Origin of the sequence: Hyphomonas sp. (genome assembly GCF_041689225.1) — a bacterium.
In the GTDB taxonomy this organism is placed as follows: domain Bacteria; phylum Pseudomonadota; class Alphaproteobacteria; order Caulobacterales; family Hyphomonadaceae; genus Hyphomonas.
This window is the reverse complement of the sequence record NZ_JBDNGN010000116.1, coordinates 56,871-77,630: the sequence shown is the minus strand read 5'-3', so window position 1 is coordinate 77,630 and position 20,760 is coordinate 56,871. Positions and strand designations below refer to the sequence as shown.

General features: G+C 62.9%; 22 protein-coding genes. 4 read left to right on the top strand and 18 right to left on the bottom strand.

The genetic code is table 11. The features are described 5' to 3' along the window. Positions 1 to 6: 6 nt before the first annotated feature. The 4 genes from ACESNB_RS11380 to ACESNB_RS11365 all read right to left on the bottom strand — a co-directional run bounded on the left by ACESNB_RS11380 (position 7) and on the right by ACESNB_RS11365 (position 2,700). On the bottom strand, positions 7 to 588 hold the full coding sequence (locus ACESNB_RS11380) for a nitroreductase family protein (protein WP_373007352.1): 582 nt from the start codon (positions 586 to 588) through the stop codon (positions 7 to 9). A gap of 102 nt (positions 589 to 690) precedes the next feature. Then, on the bottom strand, positions 691 to 1,506 hold the full coding sequence (locus ACESNB_RS11375; protein ID WP_373007350.1) for an enoyl-ACP reductase: 816 nt from the start codon (positions 1,504 to 1,506) through the stop codon (positions 691 to 693). A 78-nt stretch (positions 1,507 to 1,584) separates the two neighbouring features. Then, entirely contained in the window at positions 1,585 to 2,115 is a 531-nt protein-coding gene (gene fabA, locus ACESNB_RS11370; protein ID WP_340692217.1) for a bifunctional 3-hydroxydecanoyl-ACP dehydratase/trans-2-decenoyl-ACP isomerase, read from the bottom strand. A gap of 81 nt (positions 2,116 to 2,196) precedes the next feature. Further along, on the bottom strand, positions 2,197 to 2,700 hold the full coding sequence (locus ACESNB_RS11365; RefSeq protein WP_373007348.1) for an SH3 domain-containing protein: 504 nt from the start codon (positions 2,698 to 2,700) through the stop codon (positions 2,197 to 2,199). A 130-nt stretch (positions 2,701 to 2,830) separates the two neighbouring features. Between ACESNB_RS11365 and ACESNB_RS11360 the strand changes: the two genes are divergently transcribed. After that, positions 2,831 to 3,817: a 2-hydroxyacid dehydrogenase gene (locus ACESNB_RS11360; RefSeq protein ID WP_373007346.1), complete on the top strand. Its 987-nt coding sequence runs from the start codon at positions 2,831 to 2,833 to the stop codon at positions 3,815 to 3,817. Here the strand turns inward: ACESNB_RS11360 and ACESNB_RS11355 are convergent. From ACESNB_RS11355 to cysS, 6 genes are all read right to left on the bottom strand, one after another. After that, positions 3,814 to 4,668, bottom strand: coding sequence for a glycosyltransferase family 2 protein (locus tag ACESNB_RS11355; RefSeq protein ID WP_373007344.1), 855 nt, complete (start codon positions 4,666 to 4,668; stop codon positions 3,814 to 3,816). The genes ACESNB_RS11360 and ACESNB_RS11355 overlap by 4 nt on opposite strands. Further along, positions 4,623 to 5,867 (bottom strand): O-antigen ligase family protein, encoded by a 1,245-nt coding sequence (locus tag ACESNB_RS11350; protein ID WP_373007342.1) that lies wholly within the window; start codon positions 5,865 to 5,867, stop codon positions 4,623 to 4,625. Before ACESNB_RS11350 ends, ACESNB_RS11355 begins: the two co-directional genes overlap by 46 nt. Before the next feature lie 46 nt (positions 5,868 to 5,913). Then, positions 5,914 to 7,884 (bottom strand): threonine--tRNA ligase, encoded by a 1,971-nt coding sequence (gene thrS, locus ACESNB_RS11345; protein WP_373007340.1) that lies wholly within the window; start codon positions 7,882 to 7,884, stop codon positions 5,914 to 5,916. Between the two features lie 281 nt (positions 7,885 to 8,165). Next, entirely contained in the window at positions 8,166 to 8,504 is a 339-nt protein-coding gene (yidD, locus tag ACESNB_RS11340; protein WP_373007338.1) for a membrane protein insertion efficiency factor YidD, read from the bottom strand. A 2-nt stretch (positions 8,505 to 8,506) separates the two neighbouring features. Beyond that, positions 8,507 to 9,025, bottom strand: coding sequence for an iron-sulfur cluster assembly scaffold protein (locus ACESNB_RS11335; protein WP_373007336.1), 519 nt, complete (start codon positions 9,023 to 9,025; stop codon positions 8,507 to 8,509). A 313-nt stretch (positions 9,026 to 9,338) separates the two neighbouring features. After that, positions 9,339 to 10,724: a cysteine--tRNA ligase gene (cysS, locus tag ACESNB_RS11330; RefSeq protein WP_373007334.1), complete on the bottom strand. Its 1,386-nt coding sequence runs from the start codon at positions 10,722 to 10,724 to the stop codon at positions 9,339 to 9,341. A 368-nt stretch (positions 10,725 to 11,092) separates the two neighbouring features. On the opposite strand from cysS, the gene folE reads away from it, so the two are divergent. The 3 genes from folE (at position 11,093) to ACESNB_RS11315 (ending at position 12,697) form a co-directional block, all read left to right on the top strand. Continuing rightward, positions 11,093 to 11,707 (top strand): GTP cyclohydrolase I FolE, encoded by a 615-nt coding sequence (gene folE / locus ACESNB_RS11325; RefSeq protein WP_373007444.1) that lies wholly within the window; start codon positions 11,093 to 11,095, stop codon positions 11,705 to 11,707. A 251-nt stretch (positions 11,708 to 11,958) separates the two neighbouring features. Further along, the gene (locus ACESNB_RS11320; RefSeq protein WP_373007332.1) at positions 11,959 to 12,204 is read left to right on the top strand and encodes a hypothetical protein; all 246 of its coding nucleotides are present in this window, start codon (positions 11,959 to 11,961) and stop codon (positions 12,202 to 12,204) included. Positions 12,205 to 12,370: 166 nt separating this feature from the next. Continuing rightward, entirely contained in the window at positions 12,371 to 12,697 is a 327-nt protein-coding gene (locus tag ACESNB_RS11315) for a hypothetical protein (RefSeq protein ID WP_373007330.1), read from the top strand. A 78-nt stretch (positions 12,698 to 12,775) separates the two neighbouring features. Here ACESNB_RS11315 and ACESNB_RS11310 read toward each other — a convergent pair whose 3' ends face one another. The 8 genes from ACESNB_RS11310 to ACESNB_RS11275 form a co-directional block, all read right to left on the bottom strand. Next, a complete protein-coding gene (locus tag ACESNB_RS11310) occupies positions 12,776 to 13,531 on the bottom strand; it encodes an alpha/beta hydrolase (protein WP_373007328.1) in 756 nt (251 codons plus the stop codon). Positions 13,532 to 13,560: 29 nt separating this feature from the next. Further along, a complete protein-coding gene (locus ACESNB_RS11305) occupies positions 13,561 to 14,076 on the bottom strand; it encodes an RNA pyrophosphohydrolase (RefSeq protein ID WP_373007326.1) in 516 nt (171 codons plus the stop codon). After that, positions 14,073 to 15,383 carry a divergent polysaccharide deacetylase family protein gene (locus ACESNB_RS11300; RefSeq protein WP_373007324.1) on the bottom strand — a complete coding sequence of 437 codons (1,311 nt, stop codon included), beginning with the start codon at positions 15,381 to 15,383 and terminating at the stop codon, positions 14,073 to 14,075. The genes ACESNB_RS11305 and ACESNB_RS11300 overlap by 4 nt, the downstream gene beginning before the upstream one ends. An 81-nt stretch (positions 15,384 to 15,464) precedes the next feature. Continuing rightward, a complete protein-coding gene (locus ACESNB_RS11295; protein WP_373007322.1) occupies positions 15,465 to 16,787 on the bottom strand; it encodes a S41 family peptidase in 1,323 nt (440 codons plus the stop codon). Positions 16,788 to 16,814: 27 nt separating this feature from the next. Next, positions 16,815 to 18,038 carry a murein hydrolase activator EnvC gene (locus ACESNB_RS11290; RefSeq protein WP_373007320.1) on the bottom strand — a complete coding sequence of 408 codons (1,224 nt, stop codon included), beginning with the start codon at positions 18,036 to 18,038 and terminating at the stop codon, positions 16,815 to 16,817. 36 nt (positions 18,039 to 18,074) lie between these two features. Beyond that, positions 18,075 to 18,608: a hypothetical protein gene (locus tag ACESNB_RS11285; RefSeq protein ID WP_373007318.1), complete on the bottom strand. Its 534-nt coding sequence runs from the start codon at positions 18,606 to 18,608 to the stop codon at positions 18,075 to 18,077. A gap of 2 nt (positions 18,609 to 18,610) precedes the next feature. Beyond that, positions 18,611 to 20,029 carry a M28 family peptidase gene (locus ACESNB_RS11280; RefSeq protein WP_373007316.1) on the bottom strand — a complete coding sequence of 473 codons (1,419 nt, stop codon included), beginning with the start codon at positions 20,027 to 20,029 and terminating at the stop codon, positions 18,611 to 18,613. 77 nt (positions 20,030 to 20,106) lie between these two features. Further along, entirely contained in the window at positions 20,107 to 20,727 is a 621-nt protein-coding gene (locus tag ACESNB_RS11275; RefSeq protein WP_373007314.1) for a peroxiredoxin family protein, read from the bottom strand. Positions 20,728 to 20,760: the final 33 nt, after the last annotated feature.

The window sequence follows — 20,760 nt, the reverse complement described above, 5'->3', positions numbered from 1 at the left end:
GCGCTGTCAGAAAAACCCTGCAATTTCGTCCAGCGGTTTCTTGATGAGGGCATGCGGGGGCACCATTGCATCGTCGGCCGGATGGCCCGCCACCAGGATCAGGAAGGGCTTTTCCGTTTCCGGACGTCCGCATATGCCATTCAGGAATTTCATCGGGCTGGGCGTATGCACCCGCGTTGCAAGGCCCGCCATATGACAGGCCGAGATCAGCATCCCAGTCGCGATCCCGACACTCTCATGAATATAGTAATTCTTGCCGTCTTCGCTCGTGCGCAAACCGCCGCGTCGCTGCGCAAAGATACAGATCAGCCAGAGCGCGATCTCCATGGACGGCTTGTCTGCATCAGTGCCGATCAGCGCCAGCGCGCCCAGCCATTCCGCGCTCGCCTTGCCGGAATAGAATTCGCGCTCCTCGGCCTCGGCGGCCTCACGAATCTCGCGTTTCTTCTCCGGCGAACCGACGCAGGCGAAATACCAGTGCTGGTGATTGGCGCCGGACGGCGCAGAACCTGCCGTCAGGACGCAATGTTCGAGGACCTCACGCGCCACGGGCGTGTCTGAAAACGCACGCACGGACCATGGCGGCATGAAACGCTGCCGCCCGCGCCTGCATCTCGTCCACGGTATAGGCCGGAAAATCAGGCAGCGGAACGTGTGTGTCGTCACGCGTCTTCATGCTTGCCTCCGCCCCTAATCCTCCGACATATCCGGCACGCCGACAGCGTGATAGCCCGCATCGACATGGATCACTTCGCCGGCGATCGACCGGCCGAGCGACGACAGCAGGTACAGCGCGCAACCAGCAACGCCTTCCATACTCGTGTCTTCCTTCAGCAGCGACCAGTCGCGCCCGGTGCCCATCAGGCTCTTGCCGCCGCGGATACCGGCCAGCGACAGGGTGCGCATCGCGCCCGCCGAGATCGCGTTGACGCGGATTCCCTGCGGTCCGAGGTCGCGCGCCGCATAGCGGGTCGCCGCTTCCAACGCCGCCTTGGCCACGCCCATCACATTATAAGACGGCACGGTGCGCTCGGCGCCGAGATAGGTCATGCACATGATCGATCCGCCATCCGGCATCAGGGCCGCCGCTCGGCGCGAGGAATCGATGAAGCTGAACACGGAAATGTCCATGGCGCGGCGGAAGCCCTCGCGCGTCGTGTTCTCGACCATCGAGCCCTGCAGCTCGTCCTTGCCGGCAAAGGCAATGGAGTGGACGAGAAAATCGATCTTGCCCCATTTGTCTTTGACCTGCTCGAACGCCGCATCCATGCTGGCATCGTCGGTCACATCCGCCGGGATCATCGTATCCATGCCAACGCTCTCGACCAGCGGGCGCACGCGGCGCTCGAGGCTTTCGCCCTGATAGGTGAACGCGATCTCGGCGCCCTGCGCGGCGAGCTGCTTTGAGATGCCCCAGGCTATCGAGTTCTGGTTGGCAACACCCATCACGATGCCGCGCTTGCCCTTCATCAGGTCGCCAGCGGGCAGGTTCCAGTCTTCGGCCATGCGGGCCTCCTCCTAATTATGCGTTTTTCTGCTCAACGGGCTAGGCAGCAGCTCGCCATACGTCAAGCACCGTCAGCCTCAGGTGGCGACGTTCTTCAGGCCGACCTTCATGTCGAGCGCAGTGTAGACATGCTCGTCGTCAACATAGACGCGGCCATCAGCGATGCCGAGATTCAATTTGCCCCGGCGCACGCGCCGGATGTCGATGACGTAACGCACGAGCTTCTTGTCGGGCGTGATCTCTCCGGTGAACTTCACTTCGCCAACGCCGAGCGCGCGCCCCTTGCCGGGGCTGCCGGACCAGCCGAGCCAGTAGCCAACGGCTTGCCACATGGCGTCGAGACCGAGGCAACCGGGCATCACCGGGTCACCCGGGAAGTGGCACGCGAAGAACCACAAGTCCGGCGTGATATCGAGTTCGCCAATCACGCTGCCTTTGCCATAGGCGCCGCCATCCATGGTGATCTCGGTGATCCGGTCCATCATCAGCATGGGCGGGATCGGCAGTTGCGCATTCCCGGGGCCGAAATAGCCGCCTTTGCCGGACTCCAGCAGGTCGGCTTTGGAATAGCTGGATTTCGGGGTGTGAAAATCATGCGGTCCGGACATCGGCGAACTCTCCTGAGAATAGACGTAAGCGCCTAACCACAGCGACCGGCGCGGCTTGTCAACCGCCTGACCCACCCCGATTTACAGACCTGCCTCGCCCGTATCGGCGCCCCACAGCGCCGCGCGGCTAACCCAGCCATGGAAACCCTGGACTTTGACCGCACACCAGTCGGCGCGGCAATCGCCGAGTTCCACCAGCACCCCGGTCTCCAGTGACGCCACTTCAGCGCTCGTCGGATTCGGCGCCTCATGGATTGCGGTCACCGACTGTACCATCGCCGCCGCACCGGGCTCCAGCATGCGCGCATGGACCCAGACCTCATCACCCGATGGATCGCGCACCCGCCGCCAGTCGCGGGTTTCCTTGATGATCAGCAGCGGAAGGCCTTTGCGTTCATACCGCCAGACCACCGACTGTTCGCGGCTGGGGCCTGAGCGGCCATTCACCGCAGCGTATTTCAGCGTCTCGAAGCGCGGTACGGCCTTGCCGGAAAACTGGCTGATCCGCGTCACCTGAGGCCCCTCAGCCGCAGCAGAGGCGCTCATCAGGAAAATTCCCGAAATGACAAAAAGTGCCCATTTCATGTGCAGGTGGCCTGACGTAACGTTAAGGGAACCATCTTCTCACATCCAGATGAATCGGGTGTAAAACAACAGGCGTTGGCGTTCGCGCATCGCTCTGCTAAGCCCGATGGGAGACATGCAGAGGGGCCACATGCCTACCAAGAAACTGAAGATCGTCGTGACCCGGAAACTGCCAGCCGCTGTCGAGCTGCGCATGAAGGAATTGTTCGATACAAGCCTCAACCAGGACGATCATGCCTTCACCCATGAAGAACTGGTCGCCGCCGTCCAGACGGCGGACGTCCTTGTTCCGACCGTAACCGACCGGATTGACGGGCGCGTCCTGGCACGCGCCGGAGACCAATTGCGCCTGATTGCCCAGTTCGGGGCCGGGGTCGACAATATCGACGTCCAGAGCGCTGTTCAGCGCGGCATCACCGTCACCAATACGCCGGGCGTCCTGACGGATGACACCGCCGACGTCGCCATGGCATTGATCCTCGCCGTGCCGCGCCGCCTGCACGAAGGCGCGCAGGTCATGGACCAGGGCCGGTTCGATGGCTGGACCCCGACCTGGATGATGGGCCGCCGCCTCGCCGGCAAGCGCCTCGGCATCATCGGTATGGGCCGGATTGGCCAGGCCGTCGCGCGCCGCGCCAAGGCCTTCGGCCTGCAGATCCACTACCATAACCGCAAGCCGGTCAGCCCCCGCACCGAGGAGCTGCTCGAGGCGACCTATTGGGACAGCCTCGACCAGATGCTCGCGCGCATGGATATCGTCTCGATCAACTGCCCGCACACGCCCGCCACGTTCCACCTGATGAACGCGCGCCGTATCGATCTGATGAAGCCGGAATCCTACCTCATCAACACGGCCCGCGGTGAAGTCATCGACGAGGCCGCCCTCGCGCGCGCCCTGAAGGCGGGCAAGATCGCGGGCGCCGGGCTCGACGTGTTCGAGCGCGAACCCGCCGTGAACGAGGAATTGCTCGGCTTGCCGAATGTCCTCCTCCTGCCGCACATGGGCTCGGCCACGATTGAGGGCCGTACCGAGATGGGCGAGAAGGTCATCATTAATATCAAGACGTTCGCAGACGGCCACCGCCCGCCAGACCGCGTGATCCCGGCGATTCTCTAGCCGCGCAGCTTGAGCACAAGGCTGATCAGGGGCGTCGCCAGCACGACGAGGGCCCGCTCTGACGGACCTTTCGCAAACTGGCGGAAATAGCGCGCGAGACTCTTTGCCTTGTGGGCCTGCACCAGGCTTGAGGGCACTTTCGAAGTCGACCCATAGTGCAGTGCGCCGGCCAGAGGCTGGTAGATAACGCTGCCGCCGGAATCGATCACGCGACGGCAGAGGTCTATGTCTTCGACATGCAGGAAGTAATTCTCGTCAAAACCACCCAGCTTGCGGAATGCCTTTCGCCCCATCAGGAAAAAGGCACCAGACACAGCGCCCACGGAGATCGGTCCGGTCGGCGCCTGTTGGTCTTCCAGCGTCCATTTGCCCAGTCCAAGGGCGCGCCACAGCGTCAGTGTGTTGCGCCGGCACCCGCGCTCTTCATGGCCGCCTGTATCGAAAATCTTGCCGCCCACCAGAACCGGTTCCGACTGCCCCTCCCTCGCAGCAAGCAACGGCCCGACGGATCCGCGACGGATCACGGCGTCCGGGTTGATCACGAGCAGGATCTCGCCCAGCGCGCTCGCGGCGCCTTGGTTCACGGCCGTTCCAAATCCCGGATTAGTCCCGGACCGGATGAGGCGCACCTTGTCGGTTCGGGCGAGAAAGCCATCGATCCAGGCCTCGGCGTCCGGCGGATTGCCATTATCGACCAGGATGATCTCGGAAATGTCCGGATCCGATTTCAGGGCGTAAAGGCATTCATGCAGGCGCGGGCCGGTCCTATAGGAAACGACGATTGCGGAGACCGTCGCCAAGCCATTCATGTCGACGCGCGGTTCCGCCGCGACAGGACGATGATCGCGCATGCGGCCAGGATCACGCTGGCCCAGAAGGAATCGTTCCAGACATTGTAGGAAAAGCTGAACAGGCTGGCGACCGCGCCTACGAGGCCCGCAATCGCATACCGCACGTCAGGCCGCAGGGATTGCGGCGTCGGCAGCCGGAAGGCAATGACGACCAACGTCAGCCCTGCCAGCACCGCGCCCACGACACCCGTTTCCGCCCAGATCTGCAGCGCCATATTGTGAGGATGCCCCGGAACGACCGGATAGTCCGCCCAGAAGCCAGGCAGCTGTGCCAGCCAGGCCGGGTGGTCGGCATAAGTCTCACGCCAAGTCTTTGACGCGGCGATCCCGTGCCCGAACAAGGGCTTCTCGACGGCCTTGCCGATGACCACTTCCCACGACCAGGCCCGCGACTGGAACGATCCCGGCAGGCTGATCCGCGCCTGACGCATCAGGTTGATGGCAAAACCGATCAGGACAGGCGCAGAGGCCACGTATCCCGCCATCAGGCAGATCAGCCAGCGATAGCCCGTGCGGGGTATCAGCCAGACAATCGCCCAAGCCATCAGCATGAACACCACACCGATCAACGCCGATTGAGAATCTCCCCGCACGACGACAACAACGCTCGCCAGGACGAGGCCGCCCGCGACCGCCTTCCAGCGCCATCCGGGACGCGCGGCGAGATAGGCGGCGAGGATCGGCAAGACAAGAATGAAGGCATTGGCATTGCGCCCGATATTCTGGAAGCCCTTGGCTTGCTCCATCGGGTCCGGCCCGTAAATCATCGCAACGACCGGACCGCCGAACACGGCGCTCGCGGCCACTAGCAAGCCCTGCACCGCGAACGCCCCCAGCATCACCCGCGTCGATATCTGGGCGGTGCCGGTCGCAATGCGCAGCGCGCCGGCCACGGCCAGCGCCCCGAATAGCGCCGTCAGGACAATCCGCACGCTCGACGCGCGGATCGCAAAATTGCCTTCCAGCAGGTTGCCCGAAATCAGGCCGCGCGATGCCGGCGACCAGATCTCGCTGATCGCCGCCCATGCGACGAAGGCCAGCGCCATCAGGGCATAGTTTGCAGGCGGCATTTTCGGCCGCGCAAGGGCCAGCGCAGGCAGCGCGGCAAGGGCCAGCAACGGGCCATACCCTTGCGCGCCGAGCAGCCCCATCACCGGCCAGAGCACGAACGCAGCTGCAAGGATGGGCGCGTAGGACATGGGTTTCACTCTGTCGCCAAGGCCCCGGCTTGTCACGGTGCGTCGCTCACTCAGCCCGCTTGAGATCGGGCGCCAGCGCTTCCTCGGCGAGGCTCACACAAGCCTCGTCCAGGCTGATCATCTGCTGTCCCTGGCTGCCGAGCCGGCGCAACGCCAGCGTGCGCTCCTCCGCTTCACGGCCACCGACAACAGCAATGATCGGCACTTTTTGCACCGAATGCTCGCGAACCTTGTAATTGATCTTCTCGTTGCGCGTATCGACCTCGACCCGCAGCCCCGCCTTGCGCAGGGCAGCGGCGGCCTCGTGGGCATAGTCATTGGCCGCGTCCGTGATCGCCGCCACCACGACATGCACAGGCGACAGCCAGAGCGGGAACGCGCCGGCATAGTGCTCGATCAGGATGCCCATGAAGCGCTCGAACGTGCCGAACACGGCCCGGTGCAGCATGACCGGCCGGTGCTTGGCGCCGTCCGAACCCGTATATTCGGCATCGAGGCGGTCCGGCAGCACATAGTCGAGCTGGAACGTGCCGCACTGCCAGGTCCGGCCGATCGCATCCGTCAGGTGGAATTCGAGTTTCGGGCCATAGAACGCGCCTTCGCCCTCGGCGATCTCGAATGTCATGCCGGCCGCCGTCAGCGCATCGGACAGCGCTTTCTCGGCCCGGTCCCATGTCTCGTCGGAACCGGCGCGCATTTCCGGCCGCGTCGCCAGCTTGTAGGAAATCTCCGACAGGCCGAAATCGCCGTAGACGCGCTCGAACAGTTTCAGGAAGCGCAGCGTCTCGTCGGCAATCTGATCCTCGCGGCAGAAAATGTGCGCATCATCCTGCGTCATCTGGCGCACGCGCATCAGGCCGTGCAGCGCGCCATGGGCTTCGTTGCGATGGCAGCAGCCGAATTCGGCCATGCGGATCGGCAGGTCGCGATACGAGCGCTGCCCGTTCTTGAATATCTGGACGTGCGCCGGACAGTTCATCGGCTTCAGCGCCATCAGGTCGCTGTCACCTGTCAGGATCGGGCCTTCATCCTCGATCGACGGAATCTCGTCCGGCACGACAAACATGTTCTCGCGAAATTTCGACCAGTGGCCAGACTGTTCCCAGAACACCGAGTTCAACAGTTGCGGCGTCTTCACTTCGACATAGCCGTCCGCGTCCTGCTGGCGGCGGATATAGGCCTCCAGCTGGCGCCAGATCATGAAGCCCTTCGGGTGCCAGAAGACAGAGCCCGGCGCTTCCGGCTGGAAGTGGAACAGGTCGAGCGTAGCGCCCACCTTGCGGTGATCGCGCTTCTCGGCCTCTTCCAGGCGCACAAGATGGGCCTTGAGGTCCTTCTCGTTGCCCCACGCCGTGCCGTACATGCGTTGCAGCATCTCGTTCTTGGAATCGCCGCGCCAATAGGCTCCGGCCAGCTTCATCAGCTTGAACGCTTTCGGCAGCTTGCCCGTCGAGGGCAAGTGCGGCCCGCGGCACAGGTCGAACCAGTCGCCCTGGCGGTACAGCGTGATCGCCTCGCCCGGCGGGATGATGTCATCGATGATCCGGGCCTTGTAGTCCTCGCCGATCCGCTTGAACTCGGCGATGGCGGCGTCTTTCTCCCAGACTTCGCGGACGATGGGGTAATCGGCATCGACAATCTCGCGCATCTTCGCTTCGATTCGGTCAAAATCCTCTGTAGAGAACGGCGCTTCGCGGGCGAAATCGTAATAGAACCCGTCATCTATGACCGGGCCGATTGTCACCTGCGCGTCCGGGTAGAGTGCCTGCACGGCCTGCGCCAGCACGTGCGAGGCATCGTGCCGGATCAGCTCAAGGCCTTCGGGGTCATTCGGCGTCACGATCTCGACGCGCGCATCGCCGTCCAGCGGGCGCATCAGGTCGCGTAATTCGCCGTCCACACGGGCGGCAATGGCCTTCTTGGCAAGGGAGTTCGAGATCGAACTGGCGACATCGAACGGGCTGGCGCCCTCTTCAAATTCGCGCACCGATCCATCGGGCAGGGATACTTTGATCATGTTTCAGTCTTCTTCAGCGGTCTGGCGCACGAGGCGCGGCAAGTCTTGTCCGGAAAGGCCTGCCTGCGGCAGTCTGCATAACGCGAGTTCACCGAAAATCCCACCCCAATTACGGGGGCGATCTCATCAGGCCGGGCGGCCAGGTCGAGGGGAGTTTGCGGGGTACATGAGTCTCAGGAGCGCCGCGGCGCGCTGCGGGGTGTCATGCACCCGGGCGGGTTCGCATGGTCAGGCCGCTTGTGGGCTGGATACGGTACGAACAGATCATCAGCCCCTATATCTCATCCCTCCGGGGGATTTTCAACCACCGACGATGTCGGGACGGACCGTCCGCCGGATTTCCAGTCGCCATAGCGCCACGGCTGCCAGGCCGGCACGTCGGGTTTTTGCGCTGGTGCCGGATCATCGCCGAAACTGCCGCCGGGCCGGCACCGTATGAACCGGGCAAAGGCCATCCAGCCGCCGGCCCACCAGCCGTGCCGGGCGATACAGTCGGCGCCATATTCGCTACAGCTCGGCTTGTGCTGGCAGCGCGCGCCCGCCGCATAGAAGATCAGGGAAAAACTGGCCTTGTAGACGCGCAGCAGCCCGTAGACGGCCTTTCGGCGTATCCCGGGCACCGTCAGCTCACCGTCGCGGGCGCGAGACCTCGCGCCACACGCGCCTGCTCTATCGCCGCCACAGCGGCCTCAAAGGCCAGCAGCGTCGATGTATGCCGCGGGGGATAGTCGGCGACAGGCTCGAGGTGGCGCAGCTCCCAGAACCGGCCTTCCGGCGGTGGGCCGTCTTCCTTCAGCATGGCCTTCATTGCATCGCGCGCGGCAATCACCTCGTCAACGGACGCACCCACAGCATATTCCGACAGAATCGCCGTTGCGGCCTGTCCCAGTGCGCAGGCCTTCGGGTCCACCGCAATGGCCGCGATATGGTCGCCGCTCTCATCGAGGATGATCTCGACATTGACCGTCGATCCGCAGACCCGGGACACTTTCAGCACCGAGGCTTCCGCGCCCTCAAGGGTGCCGAGATGCGGAATGTTCGCCGCCAGTTCGAGGATACGGTTGTGGTACAGGTCGCTCATCGCCTGCAAAGATGGACCCGGGCCGCCATGATCGCAAGCAGCCGCATCAGGCGCAGGCAAAAAGGAGCCATCCTCAACAGCTTGGAAGAGGACGGCCCTGAAGGAGATTGGGTGCATTGAAACGGGGGTTCTAGGCCCGAGGCTTATTCGTCCCATGCGCCGCCCGGCCGGGTCAATTTAACGATCAGACAGGAACCACCGGCACAAAAAAAGGTCCCCCGACGAATCGGGGGACCCAGGTTGTATGATTTCCGCGCGGCCCAAGGTTGATGACAACCGGGCCCCGACGGGAGGTGGGGAAACCTGCATAGGCGACAGACCGAAAGATCGCGTTCGCGCCGCCATGCGAATTTTGACCAAATTTGACGCTTGCCTAGGCCCGCCGCCACGTCGAGCCGGATGGCCCGTCCATGATCTCGATGCCTTCAGCGGCCAGTTCGTCCCGGATACGGTCTGCCTCGGCCCAGTCGCGCGCCGCGCGCGAATCGATCCGCCCCTGCACCAGCGCATCGATCCGGGCGTTTCCGCCGGCATCGACGCCCTGCTCCCATGCTTTCGGAGTCTGGGTCAGCAAACCCAGCAGATCACCCGCTGCCAGCAGGTTCGCCCGGGCATTTGCCATGGCGTCAGGATCCTTGTGGTCGGCGGCCATGTTCGCTTCACTCGCAAGACGTGACAGTTCGGCCAGCGCCTCGGGCGTGTTAAGGTCATCAGACAACGCCCTTGCCAAACCCTTTTCACCCCCATGCCCCCCCTCTTGGTCCCACACACGCCGCAGTGCGCCATACACCCGGTCGAGCGTGGTCTTGGCCTGCTTCAACAAGTCCTCGTTCCAGTCCAGCGGCGCGCGGTAGTGCCCGCTCAGAATCGCGAAGCGCAGCACCTCGCCCGGCCAGGCCTGCAGCAGGTCATGGATCAGCACGGAATTGCCGAGCGATTTCGACATCTTCTCCCCGCCCATGTCGAGGAAACCATTGTGAATCCAGTAATTCGCCATCACTTCGCCATGCGCGCATTCTGATTGCGCGATCTCGTTTTCGTGGTGCGGGAACTGCAGGTCGATCCCGCCGCCATGGATGTCGATGGTCTTGCCGAGATGCTTGGCCGCCATGGCCGAGCATTCAATATGCCAGCCGGGCCGGCCGCGGCCCCACGGACTGTCCCAGATCGCATCGACCGGTTCACCGGGCTTGGCGAATTTCCACAGCGCAAAATCCGCCGGATCGCGCTTGTCGGTGTCGATCCCAACCCGCGCGCCGGCTTCATTATCCTCCGGCTTGCGGCCAGACAGCTTGCCATAGTCCGGCATCGAGCTGACCGAGAACCAGACGCCCTGCGCGCCGACATAGGCGTATTTCTTGCGCACCAGCTTCTCGATCATCTCGATCATTTCCGGCACATGCTCTGTCGCCCAGGGCTCGATCGTCGGCGGCGCGACGTTCAGCGCGGCCATATCGTCATTGTAGATTTTCGCGAACTTCTGCGCGATCGCCTCGATGGGTTCGCCCGTCTCCAGGGACGCGGCGATGAGCTTGTCTTCAATGTCGGTGATGTTGCGGGCATACACGATCGCCTTGGCACCATACCGGCTGGCCAGCACCCGCCGCAGCACATCGAACACAATCGGTGGCCGCGCATTCCCGATATGGGCATAATTGTACGGCGTTGGCCCGCAGACATAGAGCGTGATCCGGGCAGGGTCTTGCGGTTCAAACACGCGTTTCGCGCGTTTCGCGGTGTCATAGATACGAAGAGTCATGGAATTTCGGGCTCGAACGAGGAAAAAAGAAATGAATTTGCCCTATTGAGAGGGCGAGATGCCCTAATGGGCGCTTGTCGTCTTAACAACAACAGCCTTTTGGCAATTTGCAGGCACGCCGGTTCATATCCATATCGGCGCAATATCACCCGGCCCGGCGACGGGCAATAAAATTTCCGACATCCGTTTACTCGGCGTAACCGTAGAATTCTCTGGAAACAGCGCATTCGCGCGCCTATCTTCTCAACTATCGCCCTGAGGGTAACAACTCGGGCGGGCGTTAAGTCCGGGCAGGGGGCCATCCGGTTTCCCAGACCAAGCCTCGGCTCGACCTCCGTCCCTCAGTCGAAGGACACTTAACCATGGCCATGGATGCCATCACTCCCAAGAACGACTCATCTCGGGGAGAGCCTCTGGTTCGCCCGACAGTCGCAGAGGCTGAAGAAGCCGTTCGCACCCTTATCGCCTGGGCCGGAGACGATCCGCGCCGTGAAGGCCTGCTCGACACGCCCAAGCGCGTCGTCAACGCCTATAAAGAGTGGTTCTCCGGCTATGATGAAGACCCCGTGAAATACCTGTCCCGGACATTCGAAGACGTTCAGGGCTATGACGACATCGTCATCCTGCGCAATATCGACGTCGAGAGCCATTGCGAACACCACATGGCCCCCTTCATCGGCAAGGCCTATGTCGCCTACAAGCCATCGGCGGCTGTTGTCGGCATTTCCAAGCTGGCGCGCGTGGTCGAAATCTTCTCCAAGCGCCTCCAGACGCAGGAAACGATGACCGCACAAATCTGCGATGCGATCACTGACAGCCTCGCGCCGATGGGAACCGCCGTCCTGATCGAAGCCGTGCACGAGTGCATGTCGACCCGGGGCATCCACCACAAGGACGTCACCACGATCACGACCCAGTTTGCCGGCGTGTTCAAGTCTGACGCCGACCTGCGCAACCGCTTCCTGCGGGTTGCCAACCAATAGGCTGGTCGGCGGAGGCATCGCCTCTCTCCAACATTCTCCTCACCTCCTTTCGCCGTGCGACGGGGGGGTGAGGGGTAACTTTTCCACCCCCCGCCACGCGGAGCGTAAAATGCGCCGCGATGCCAGCCTTCTCCCTCCTCACGCCCCTGCCCGGCCTGCCCTGGTACCTCTTGCCGATCTGGCCGCTGGTCTTCTGGCGCATCCAGCGCCTGAAGTGATAGTTCCGCGCAGCAGGCGGCCCCGGCAGCCAAATGCTCTGGGGCGTTTTGTGGAATGGCCGTGTCGTGATCATCCAGCTGTCGGATGACCTGTCCGGGCATCATCCAGGCTGCTTCCGTGCACCGGTGTCGGACCAGCTGAGGCTGGCTCTCACAGACGCCCCATCTCCGTGTCCCCGGCGCATGCCGGGGCCTCAGGCCATCCTGTCCGGACTTGTTGCAAGAAATCCCGGCCTGCGCCGGGAATACGGATATGTGGGTCCCATCCCCGACACCTGACCCGCATCCACCGTCCGACACCTCGGCCCCACCCGCGAAGCGCCCTCACAGGCGCCGCGCGCGCAGCACAATTTTTGCAATCTATTCATTTTGCAGGCGCGCCGGGCGCTGCTACTCATTCGTCGCCAGAGACATGGCCAATGAAAAACCAAAGGGAGTTTGGAACATGAAAAAGACAATCCTGTGCACCGCTGCGGCGTTCGCCTTCGCGGCAATGCCCGCACTGGCGGGCTCGACGACCGTGGAATTCGCGGCCGCCGACGGCACGACCTCGGTCGTCGTGTTCAACACGGACGGCACAGCGACGATGGATGGCGGCGAAGCCATTCCCTACACAATGGACGATGCGACCCATACGGTTTGCGGCCAGACCCCGGACGGCGACCTCTGCGCCACGTTCGACGAGACTGGCACCGATGTCGGCTTCTCCACCGGCTACTCGAATACGGCGGGCGCGACCGGAACCGCCAAGATCACAGCCGTCGCCGAATAGTCGCTAAGTCAGACGTGACATTCGAGGAGGCGTTCGTAAATTACGAGCGCTCCTTTTCGATATCGGCGGCCGTAACGATCAGGTGTGGGCTCCGATCGGCTGGTCCAGCCATTCCGCAATATCGGCCACGACGGAATCCGTTCCCGGCTCATCCAGGATCCAGTGCGCATTGTCGGGATATTCGAAAAAGTCCCCCGGCACCGGCGACCGGGCATATTTCTCGCCTACCTTGCGCACGGCGCGCGCCAGCGTGGCGCGGTCGTGCGAGGCGGCTATCGTCAGGGTCGGAGCGGTGACGAGGCCTTCGTCGACCTCGATGCCGTCGGTCAGGTCGCCGTACACCTTGCCGGAATCAAACCGCGCGCGCGCATAGATCGCCTCATGCCGCCGCCTCCGAACGCGATTGAGAACGCCGAACCGGAAACCCGATCGCCAGACCTTGTAAGCACGCTTGCGGTCGCGCGTCAGGAGGATGTTCAGGAACGTATAGACGACCGAAAAGCTGACTTCAGAACAGTCTTTTGGCTGGGCCGGCGTCAGGAACACAGCCTGCGAGACCAGGCCGCGCTCCGCCAGGCATTGCGCGATCAGCCCGCCCATCGAATGCCCGATCACAGCCGGCTTGGCGCCCGTATCAAGTGCAATCTTGCGGGCCGTTTCCGCCATCGCGGCAACATAGTCATCAAAGCCAAGGTCGGAGAGAGTCGCCGGCGGATTGTCAAGGGTCCGCTGGTCGGGAAACAGGGTCGGCGCCTCGCAGATCCAGCCCGCCGCCTCGAACCCGGGCCGCATCCGGTCCCAAGCGTCGCCGCCGCACCCAATGCCGTGAATCATCAATAGCGTCTTGGCTATTTTGCCCTCCCTCAACCCTGCAAGGGCTTGCCGCCCTGCACAGGCTCGGTCCAGCGTTGGAACCGCTGAGCTACCTCGGAATAGACGAGACGCTTGAAGGGCACAACCAGTCCGGGGGTCTCATCAAGCGGCGCCCAGCGCCAGGCATCGAATTCCGGCGTGTGCCGGTCGAGCCGCACATCGCTGTCAGATCCCTTGAAACGGAACGCAAACCATTTCTGGCGCTGCCCGATATACGGTCCCGGCAAACGCTTCTTCAGGTCCGGCGGAAAATCATAATACAGCCAGTCCTCGGTCTCCTCGAGAACATCGACAAGTTTCTCGGGAACCCCGATTTCCTCTTCCAGCTCGCGCAATGCTCCGTCGCATGCGGCCTCGCCCTTGTCGACGCCACCCTGTGGCATCTGCCACTGAAAGGCGCCGCGGCCATTGATCCTGCGGCCTATGAAGACATGGCCCGCCTTCGAAAAGAGGGCGAGTCCGACATTCGGCCGGTAGCGTTCAGGATCGACAATCGATGGTTTCACCCGGCAGGGTTTACAGGAGCCGGTGCAATGCTGCCAGTGTGGACTCGGCCGTCTTCGACCAATTCTGCAGGCGTCGTGCCCACAAGGGCTGACACGGGTGCCAGAAGGATACCCTTCTGGCCAAGTTCGCTGGTCCAGATCTTCGCCATCTCGATGGTGATCGGGAACGCATAGCCCGCCCCCATGGCCGCGCCTTTTTCCTTGGCGAGCGTTTCCAGCTCAAGCAGTTCCAGATTGATATCGTCCGCTGTCAGCTTGGTGTCGATGGGAGAAGATGCCTTGACGTACCGTACACGCGTTTCATCAGCCACCGCGTCAAAACTCGCGTCTTCAAGGCTGCCATCCTCGACCAGCGCAACGCCGCGCTGGCTCAAGGCTTCAAGCACGGGCCGCACGGCGGCGGCATCGCCCGAGAATTTCGCGCCTTGGTAATTGATCACGCCGAAATAGCCCGAAGCGCGTCCGAGCAATGTATTAAGGCGCGACACGTTCACATCCGCGCCCCTGCCGGCGAGCAGGGTCTGCGGGTGCATCTTCATGCGCCCATAGTCGAAGTTCTCCATCGGCAGCTCGATCAGAACTTCATGGCCGGACGCGCGGGCGCGATCGATCCAGTATTGCAGGCGCTGGGCGTCCGGCGCGAAGGACAGCGTCACTTCAGGCGGCAATTCCTCGATCGCTGATTTGGTGTGCGTGGCATTGATGCCGAGGCCGCCGACGACAAGCGCCACAACCGGCTTCTGGCCCGGATTGGCGAATGGCCGCGCATAAGCGTCCGCAGGTGCCCGGCCGTCCGCAGCGATGCGCGGCAGGCGCACGCCATTGATGGTTTCCGACATGCCGGAGATCGGCACCGAGCCAAGCGAGACGATCGCCGTGACTTCGCCATAGGATTCACCCGGCTTCACGAGCTTGCCGTTGATGCGCACGCCAGAGCCGGCGGCGTCGGCCACCGGATCATCCGAAGGACCGCCGGTTCCGGTCGCTTCAGCTCCGTCGGCATAATCAACGCCGAGGCTCGGCTCGTCGCCGCTGTCGACTTCGGCATAGCCATCATCGTCGAGGACAGCGACCATGACCGTATCAGACGTATCCGTCTTCAGCCGCGACTTGAGCGCTGGCTTGGCATCGTCGACCGTTTCAAACAGGGCAAGCTGCTGGCGCGGGCCTGCTGCGGACGGGTCACCAGAAAACTGGATACCCACGCCGAGAGCTCCCGCCACACCGCCGAACACCAGCAGGCTCAGGCCTGCATGGACAATTCCGGTTCGAAGGGGAGACGGTTCAACGTCTCTCCGGTACGGCATGCGGCGACCTCATGTGATCAACAAGTGGAATCCTGAACGACCTTGAATGCGGCAATCTGGTTAACAGGTCGCAAACAGACCTTAACCTGCGCGGCGAAATGCACTGGCAGTTCCAGTGCCTTCGTTCAACATCTGAACAGCGCGTTCCAGTTGGAAATCCTCGCCCTTGTAGTCTTCAGGCGGCTGCTCGTCAGGCATCGTCATTTCGTGGCGCTGCTCACCGTCTTCATTGGCCAGGGCATGCGGCAGGTCAGCTTCCGACCAGCGCTTGATCTTGGCCAGTTCTTCCTCGGTCAGGCGCGACTGGGCGATCTCGATGTCCGGGTCGATACCCAGCGCCTGGATCGAGCGGCCGGACGGCGTGTAATAGCGCGCTGTCGTCAGGCGAATGGCACCGCGATCAGCGCCCAGCGGAATAACAGTCTGGACCGATCCCTTGCCGAAGCTGGTCGTGCCAACAATCGTTGCGCGGCCCCGGTCCTTCAGGGCGCCGGCAACGATTTCGGATGCAGACGCGGACCCGCCATTGATCAGGACGACGACTGGCACGCCCTTGAAGACCTCGCCCGTGCGGGCGTTGTAGCGCTCGATGTCAGACGCGCGCCGACCTTGCGTGGAGACGACTTCACCACCCGACAGGAACATGTCGGACACCGACACGGCCTGGTCCAGCAATCCGCCGCCATTGTTGCGCAGGTCGACAATCAGGCCTTTCGGACGACCGCCGGTCGCTTTGGAAATACCTTCGGTCCCCTCTTCGAGCAGCAAGGTCGTGCGCTCGTTGAAGCTGGATATCCGCAGGTAGCCGACATCGTTCTTCTGCATCTTCCACGTGACCGATTTCTGCTCGATCACTTCGCGGGTCAGCGTCACGTCGAACGGGTCTTCCCCGACGCGCAGGATGGTGATCAGGATGTCCGTGCCCTTGTCGCCGCGCATCTCCTTGACGGCGTCGTTCAGGGTCTGGCCGATGATCGGCTTGCCATTGATGGCGGTGATCAAGTCACCGCTCTCAATGCCGGCGCGGCTGGCAGGGGTATTGTCCATCGGCGAGATGACTTTGACGAAACCATCTTCCATCGTCACTTCGATGCCAAGACCGCCATATTCGCCGGAAGTCTGCACCTGCATCGAGCGGAAATCGTCGGGGTTGAGATAGCCCGAATGCGGGTCCAGCGAGGTCAGCATGCCATTGATGGCCGCTTCCATTGCGGCGCTCTCGTCAACTTCGACGACATAGTCCTGACGGGCACGCGCGAGGATTTCGGCGAACAGTTCCAGCTGCTGGTAGGTCACCATGCGCGGATCGGCAGGTTTTTCCTGGGGCCATGCAAGGGCGGAAAACCCGACCGCTGCGCCACCCAGCACAATCCCGAGTGCGGCTCCTGTCAGCAGTGAACGCATATTCCAATCCTCCGTCATGCGTGACCTCTATTTGTCACTCGGCAACCACTGTGCCGGATTCATTACCTTGTCGCCAAGCCTTAATTCCATATTGAGCTGCGGAGGCGGGTCTGCACGGTCTGGCATGCGCCCAACTGGCTCTTTCGCTGACACTGTCTGGCCTTCGGTGACATAGATCCGGCTCATACCGGTAAGAATAACATGGTATCCGTCGCTTGTGCGCAAAATTAACATTGATCCATAGCTGCGAAATGGTCGCGCATACTCGACGGTACCGTCGATCGGCGCCACCACTTGCGCAGCCTGCCGTGTCGAAAACGTGATCCATTCCGTCTTGCCGCCGGTCGGCATCTTGTCGCCGAATCCATACACGATATTGCCGGCCGTCGGCTGCATCAGGCCGCCTAGGGCTGCCTTGCCGAGCGGGCGCGAGACCGGCGTGCGTCGCACGGTCGAAGCGGGTGATTTCGGTCGCGAAGACGGTACAGAGGCCGAGGCGAGCTTCGGCCGCAGGGTGGGCTTCATCCCTGGCGCGGACGGCGCATCCGACTCGAGGGCCGCCAGCAGGTCGCGCAATGTTTTCGCCTCACGGCCCAGCGTATCGGCCCGGGCGCGCAATACATCAATGTCGCCGGCAATATCTTCGAAACTACCGCGCTTGGCCGCTGCGAGCCGTTCGATCTCCACCCGCTTCAACGCCAGCGTCGCTTCGGCCGCTTCCAGCCGCGCGCGTTCGCCCCGAATCTGGCGTTCGAGCAGGTTAAGCTCGTCGATCTCGCCTGACAGGTCGTTTGCGCGCGCCGCCAGTCGCGGTGTCGTCTGGCTCATCAGGATCGCCCGGCGCACGGCTGTATTCGCCTTGCCCGGCGAAACGATCAGCGCCGGCGGCTTGCGGCGGTTCGAGGCCGCGAGTGCCGCCAGCAGGTCTTCCAGCGCCTGGCGGTCCACTAGCAGGCTTTCCTGCGCGACCGCGCGTCGTGTGCCGAGATCGATCAACGCCTTTTCGGATGCTGAAGCCTGTTCTTCCCGGCGGCGCGACTCCATCGCGGCGGAAATCAGCTTGCTGTCGATCTGCCGAAGGTCTGTCTCGGTCTCCTCACCCGCGGCCTCCAGGGCCGCCATCCTGGTCACTGCAGCCTGCCGCTCGGCCTCCAGCGCTTCGAGTTGTTCGCGCGTGAAGGTGTCCGGTGCCGCCGCGATCAGCGCGAAGGCGGCACATGACAAAAGAAGCGGGCGCAGAAGAGGTCGCATGACCGGCATTCATGCCATGCCGGCATGACCCGGATATTAACACCTGTCCGCGAGCAGCCGCTCGATCCCCGAAACCTCGTCTGAGATCAGGGTACAAACAAGGTGATGTGGCGATGCGTCGAACGCGGGATGCAACAATACCAGATGGCGCACAACGCCCAGCACCTTCCGGCATCCCTTGGCCACGCCCTCGGCGTCACCGGCGCCCAGCCCGTGCACGACAGCATTGCGGTAGGCGATCAGGCGCTCGATCTGGTTGAGGGTCGAACCGGTCATTTCAACGCGTTCCGGTGTATTGAGATAGTCCGTCGACCGGGCCCGCCGCAAAAGCAGCGTGACCGGCGCATACCGCTCCGTATTGGAGGGATCGACCACATCTGCGTCTGCCGCCGTCTCGTATCCGCTCAGCGCCGCGACAAGCGCGCCCTGAAGCGCGATCACCAGCCCCACCGACACCCAGCGCCACCGCGCTGTATCCTCGTCCCCACCCGACAATTCCCGCCGAGCCATGCGAACGGCCTCGTGGACGGAGTCCAGGCTGGCGGCGATCCGTCCCCGCCGGTCCGTCATCCCTACTGGTCTTCGCTCGCTGGCGCCGCCGCCTTGCGGAAATCCCAATCCGTCTGCGCAGCAATATATGTCAGTGCCGCATAGGCCGCGACGTTCTGCCGGAAAGCAGCCGGATCAATCTTGTCGAACGTGTCGTCCGGCGTGTGATGCAGGTCGAAATAGTCTGTTCCGTCCTGTCCGGGGTCCAGAACCGGCACGCCTGATGCACTCAGAACCATGATATCCGGACCGCCCGTCGAATTGTTGTCGGCCGGAATAATACCAAGCGGCGCGACAACGCCTTGCATCGCAGCGACATACTCCAGCGCGCCCTCCCCGACTCCACTTGTCAGACGCCAGATACGCCCGGCACCAAAGTCGCTTTCAGCGGCCAGCACATGCTTGTCCAATTCGTCTGCATGGGCTGTGGCATAGGCGCGACCCCCGAACAGGCCGACTTCTTCCGAACCATAGAGCACGACCCGGATCGTCCGCTTGGGCTTCAGCGGCAATTGCTGGATCAGGTTCGCCGCAGCGACGACGATTCCGCACCCGGCCGCGTCATCGATTGCGCCTGTGCCAAGGTCCCAGCTATCCAGATGGCAGCCGATCAGAACAATCTCGTCCTTGAGGCTGGCGCCCTCCACTTCCGCGATCACATTGCCGGAGGCCGCCGAGGCGGATGTCTTCACCTGGATGTTCAGGTTGACCGTCACCGGCCCGCGTTCCAGAAGGCGCGCCAGCTGGTCTGCGTCCGGCGGTGACAGGGCAGCCGTCGGCAGCGCACCCGAGGCACCGTCCCGCCGCATGCCGCCCGTGTGCGGCATGCGATGATCATCAGCACCAACCGAGCGGATGAGGCATGCGACGGCACCGATGGCTGCGGCCACCTCCGAACATCCCCCGCGCTTCGCCACTGCCGCCCCATCGCGGGACCCGTCCTGGCTACGCACCATGCGCTCGTCGATGAAAGCGATCTTGCCCGTTAGCGAGTCCATTGGCGCAGCCTGCAGGTCAGCAAGGCTCGCAAACCGGACAATTTCGGCTTCCAGCCCGCCTTTCGGAGTTGCCTTCGATCCGCCCAGTGCCGTCACGACGAGTTTCTGCGGGTTCGGTCCCACCACAGACGCTGTCTCCGTCACCCGCTCCCAAAAGGGAATGTTGAAATCTTCGATATAGGCCTGCTGGAAGTTCAGGTCCTTCAGCTTGATCATGGCCCATTGCCGGGCACGCCATTCGGCGTCGGAACCGGCCATTCGCGGGCCGATCTCGGTCGTCAGGCTTTCGGTGAACTCAAGTCCGATATCGTCCTGAAGCCCCGATTCCATCAACGCCACGGCCTGCGCCCTGATAGCCGGATCCAGGATTTCGGCTTGGTCGGCAGTGGCTGGCATTGCAGCGACAATGGCTGCAAGCGCGAATGGGGTCAGGGATCTCAACATGGCTTTATCTCCGGCTGTCTGATGCCGGTACGCTAAGCCACCCCGCCGCCCCATGAAAGGACGGCCACCATGAAAACCTACAAGCCTTCAGCCGTCTCGATCACAAGGTCGACCGCCGGACGCGTCTTGAAGCCGTCCTCGCGCAGCGTCTGCTTGATCGTGCCATCGGCACCGATGAACACGATAGCCGGGTGCGGAATGCCGTCATAGCGCGAGCCGGGCTTCATGTCCGTGTTCAGCAGGTTGAATGCCTTGATCACCACCGAGCCTTCATCCGACAGGAGCTCGTATGACAGGGCCTTGTCCGCCTTGTAGCCGGCCAGCGTTTCGACCGGGTCGTAGGACACAGCCACCAGCGTCCAGCCTGCCGCAGCCAGTGGCGCGGCTGCTGCTTCGAGGTCAATCAGCTGCTTCTTGCAGAAGGGGCACCAGTCGGCGGAGCGTACAAACGCCACGACCGTGCCCTTGGTGCCCGCGAGCGTTTCGAACGTTTGCTGCGCGCCGCTGGTATCGACCAGCGCAACTGCCGGCGCCTGAACGCCGTCAGCGAGCCCGATTGCTGGCGTCTCTGCCAACTCCGCAACAGCCTTGTCCGCTTCGACGGATTTTGTGTGCAGATCGGTGTCTGTCCCGGCCTGCGCGCCAACGGCGGCAGGCAAGAGGGCAATCACGGAAGCGAGGGAAAGCGTGCGCAACACGGGCAGTCTCCTTGAACAGTTGAGAGGCATGCT

Excerpts from the sequence above, each read along its gene's own strand:
- ACESNB_RS11315 (WP_373007330.1), top strand. The coding sequence starts at position 12,371 with ATGAAAAAGACAATCCTGTGCACCGCTGCGGCGTTCGCCTTCGCGGCA.
- ACESNB_RS11285 (WP_373007318.1), bottom strand. The coding sequence starts at position 18,608 with ATGACGGACCGGCGGGGACGGATCGCCGCCAGCCTGGACTCCGTCCAC.
- folE (WP_373007444.1), top strand. The coding sequence starts at position 11,093 with ATGGATGCCATCACTCCCAAGAACGACTCATCTCGGGGAGAGCCTCTG.
- cysS (WP_373007334.1), bottom strand. The coding sequence starts at position 10,724 with ATGACTCTTCGTATCTATGACACCGCGAAACGCGCGAAACGCGTGTTT.
- ACESNB_RS11320 (WP_373007332.1), top strand. The coding sequence starts at position 11,959 with ATGCTCTGGGGCGTTTTGTGGAATGGCCGTGTCGTGATCATCCAGCTG.
- ACESNB_RS11350 (WP_373007342.1), bottom strand. The coding sequence starts at position 5,867 with ATGTCCTACGCGCCCATCCTTGCAGCTGCGTTCGTGCTCTGGCCGGTG.
- ACESNB_RS11380 (WP_373007352.1), bottom strand. The coding sequence starts at position 588 with ATGCCGCCATGGTCCGTGCGTGCGTTTTCAGACACGCCCGTGGCGCGT.
- ACESNB_RS11295 (WP_373007322.1), bottom strand. The coding sequence starts at position 16,787 with ATGCGTTCACTGCTGACAGGAGCCGCACTCGGGATTGTGCTGGGTGGC.
- ACESNB_RS11310 (WP_373007328.1), bottom strand. The coding sequence starts at position 13,531 with ATGATTCACGGCATTGGGTGCGGCGGCGACGCTTGGGACCGGATGCGG.
- ACESNB_RS11355 (WP_373007344.1), bottom strand. The coding sequence starts at position 4,668 with ATGCGCGATCATCGTCCTGTCGCGGCGGAACCGCGCGTCGACATGAAT.
- fabA (WP_340692217.1), bottom strand. The coding sequence starts at position 2,115 with ATGTCCGGACCGCATGATTTTCACACCCCGAAATCCAGCTATTCCAAA.
- ACESNB_RS11360 (WP_373007346.1), top strand. The coding sequence starts at position 2,831 with ATGCCTACCAAGAAACTGAAGATCGTCGTGACCCGGAAACTGCCAGCC.
- ACESNB_RS11365 (WP_373007348.1), bottom strand. The coding sequence starts at position 2,700 with ATGAAATGGGCACTTTTTGTCATTTCGGGAATTTTCCTGATGAGCGCC.
- ACESNB_RS11280 (WP_373007316.1), bottom strand. The coding sequence starts at position 20,029 with ATGTTGAGATCCCTGACCCCATTCGCGCTTGCAGCCATTGTCGCTGCA.
- ACESNB_RS11375 (WP_373007350.1), bottom strand. The coding sequence starts at position 1,506 with ATGGCCGAAGACTGGAACCTGCCCGCTGGCGACCTGATGAAGGGCAAG.
- ACESNB_RS11300 (WP_373007324.1), bottom strand. The coding sequence starts at position 15,383 with ATGCCGTACCGGAGAGACGTTGAACCGTCTCCCCTTCGAACCGGAATT.
- ACESNB_RS11290 (WP_373007320.1), bottom strand. The coding sequence starts at position 18,038 with ATGCGACCTCTTCTGCGCCCGCTTCTTTTGTCATGTGCCGCCTTCGCG.
- thrS (WP_373007340.1), bottom strand. The coding sequence starts at position 7,884 with ATGATCAAAGTATCCCTGCCCGATGGATCGGTGCGCGAATTTGAAGAG.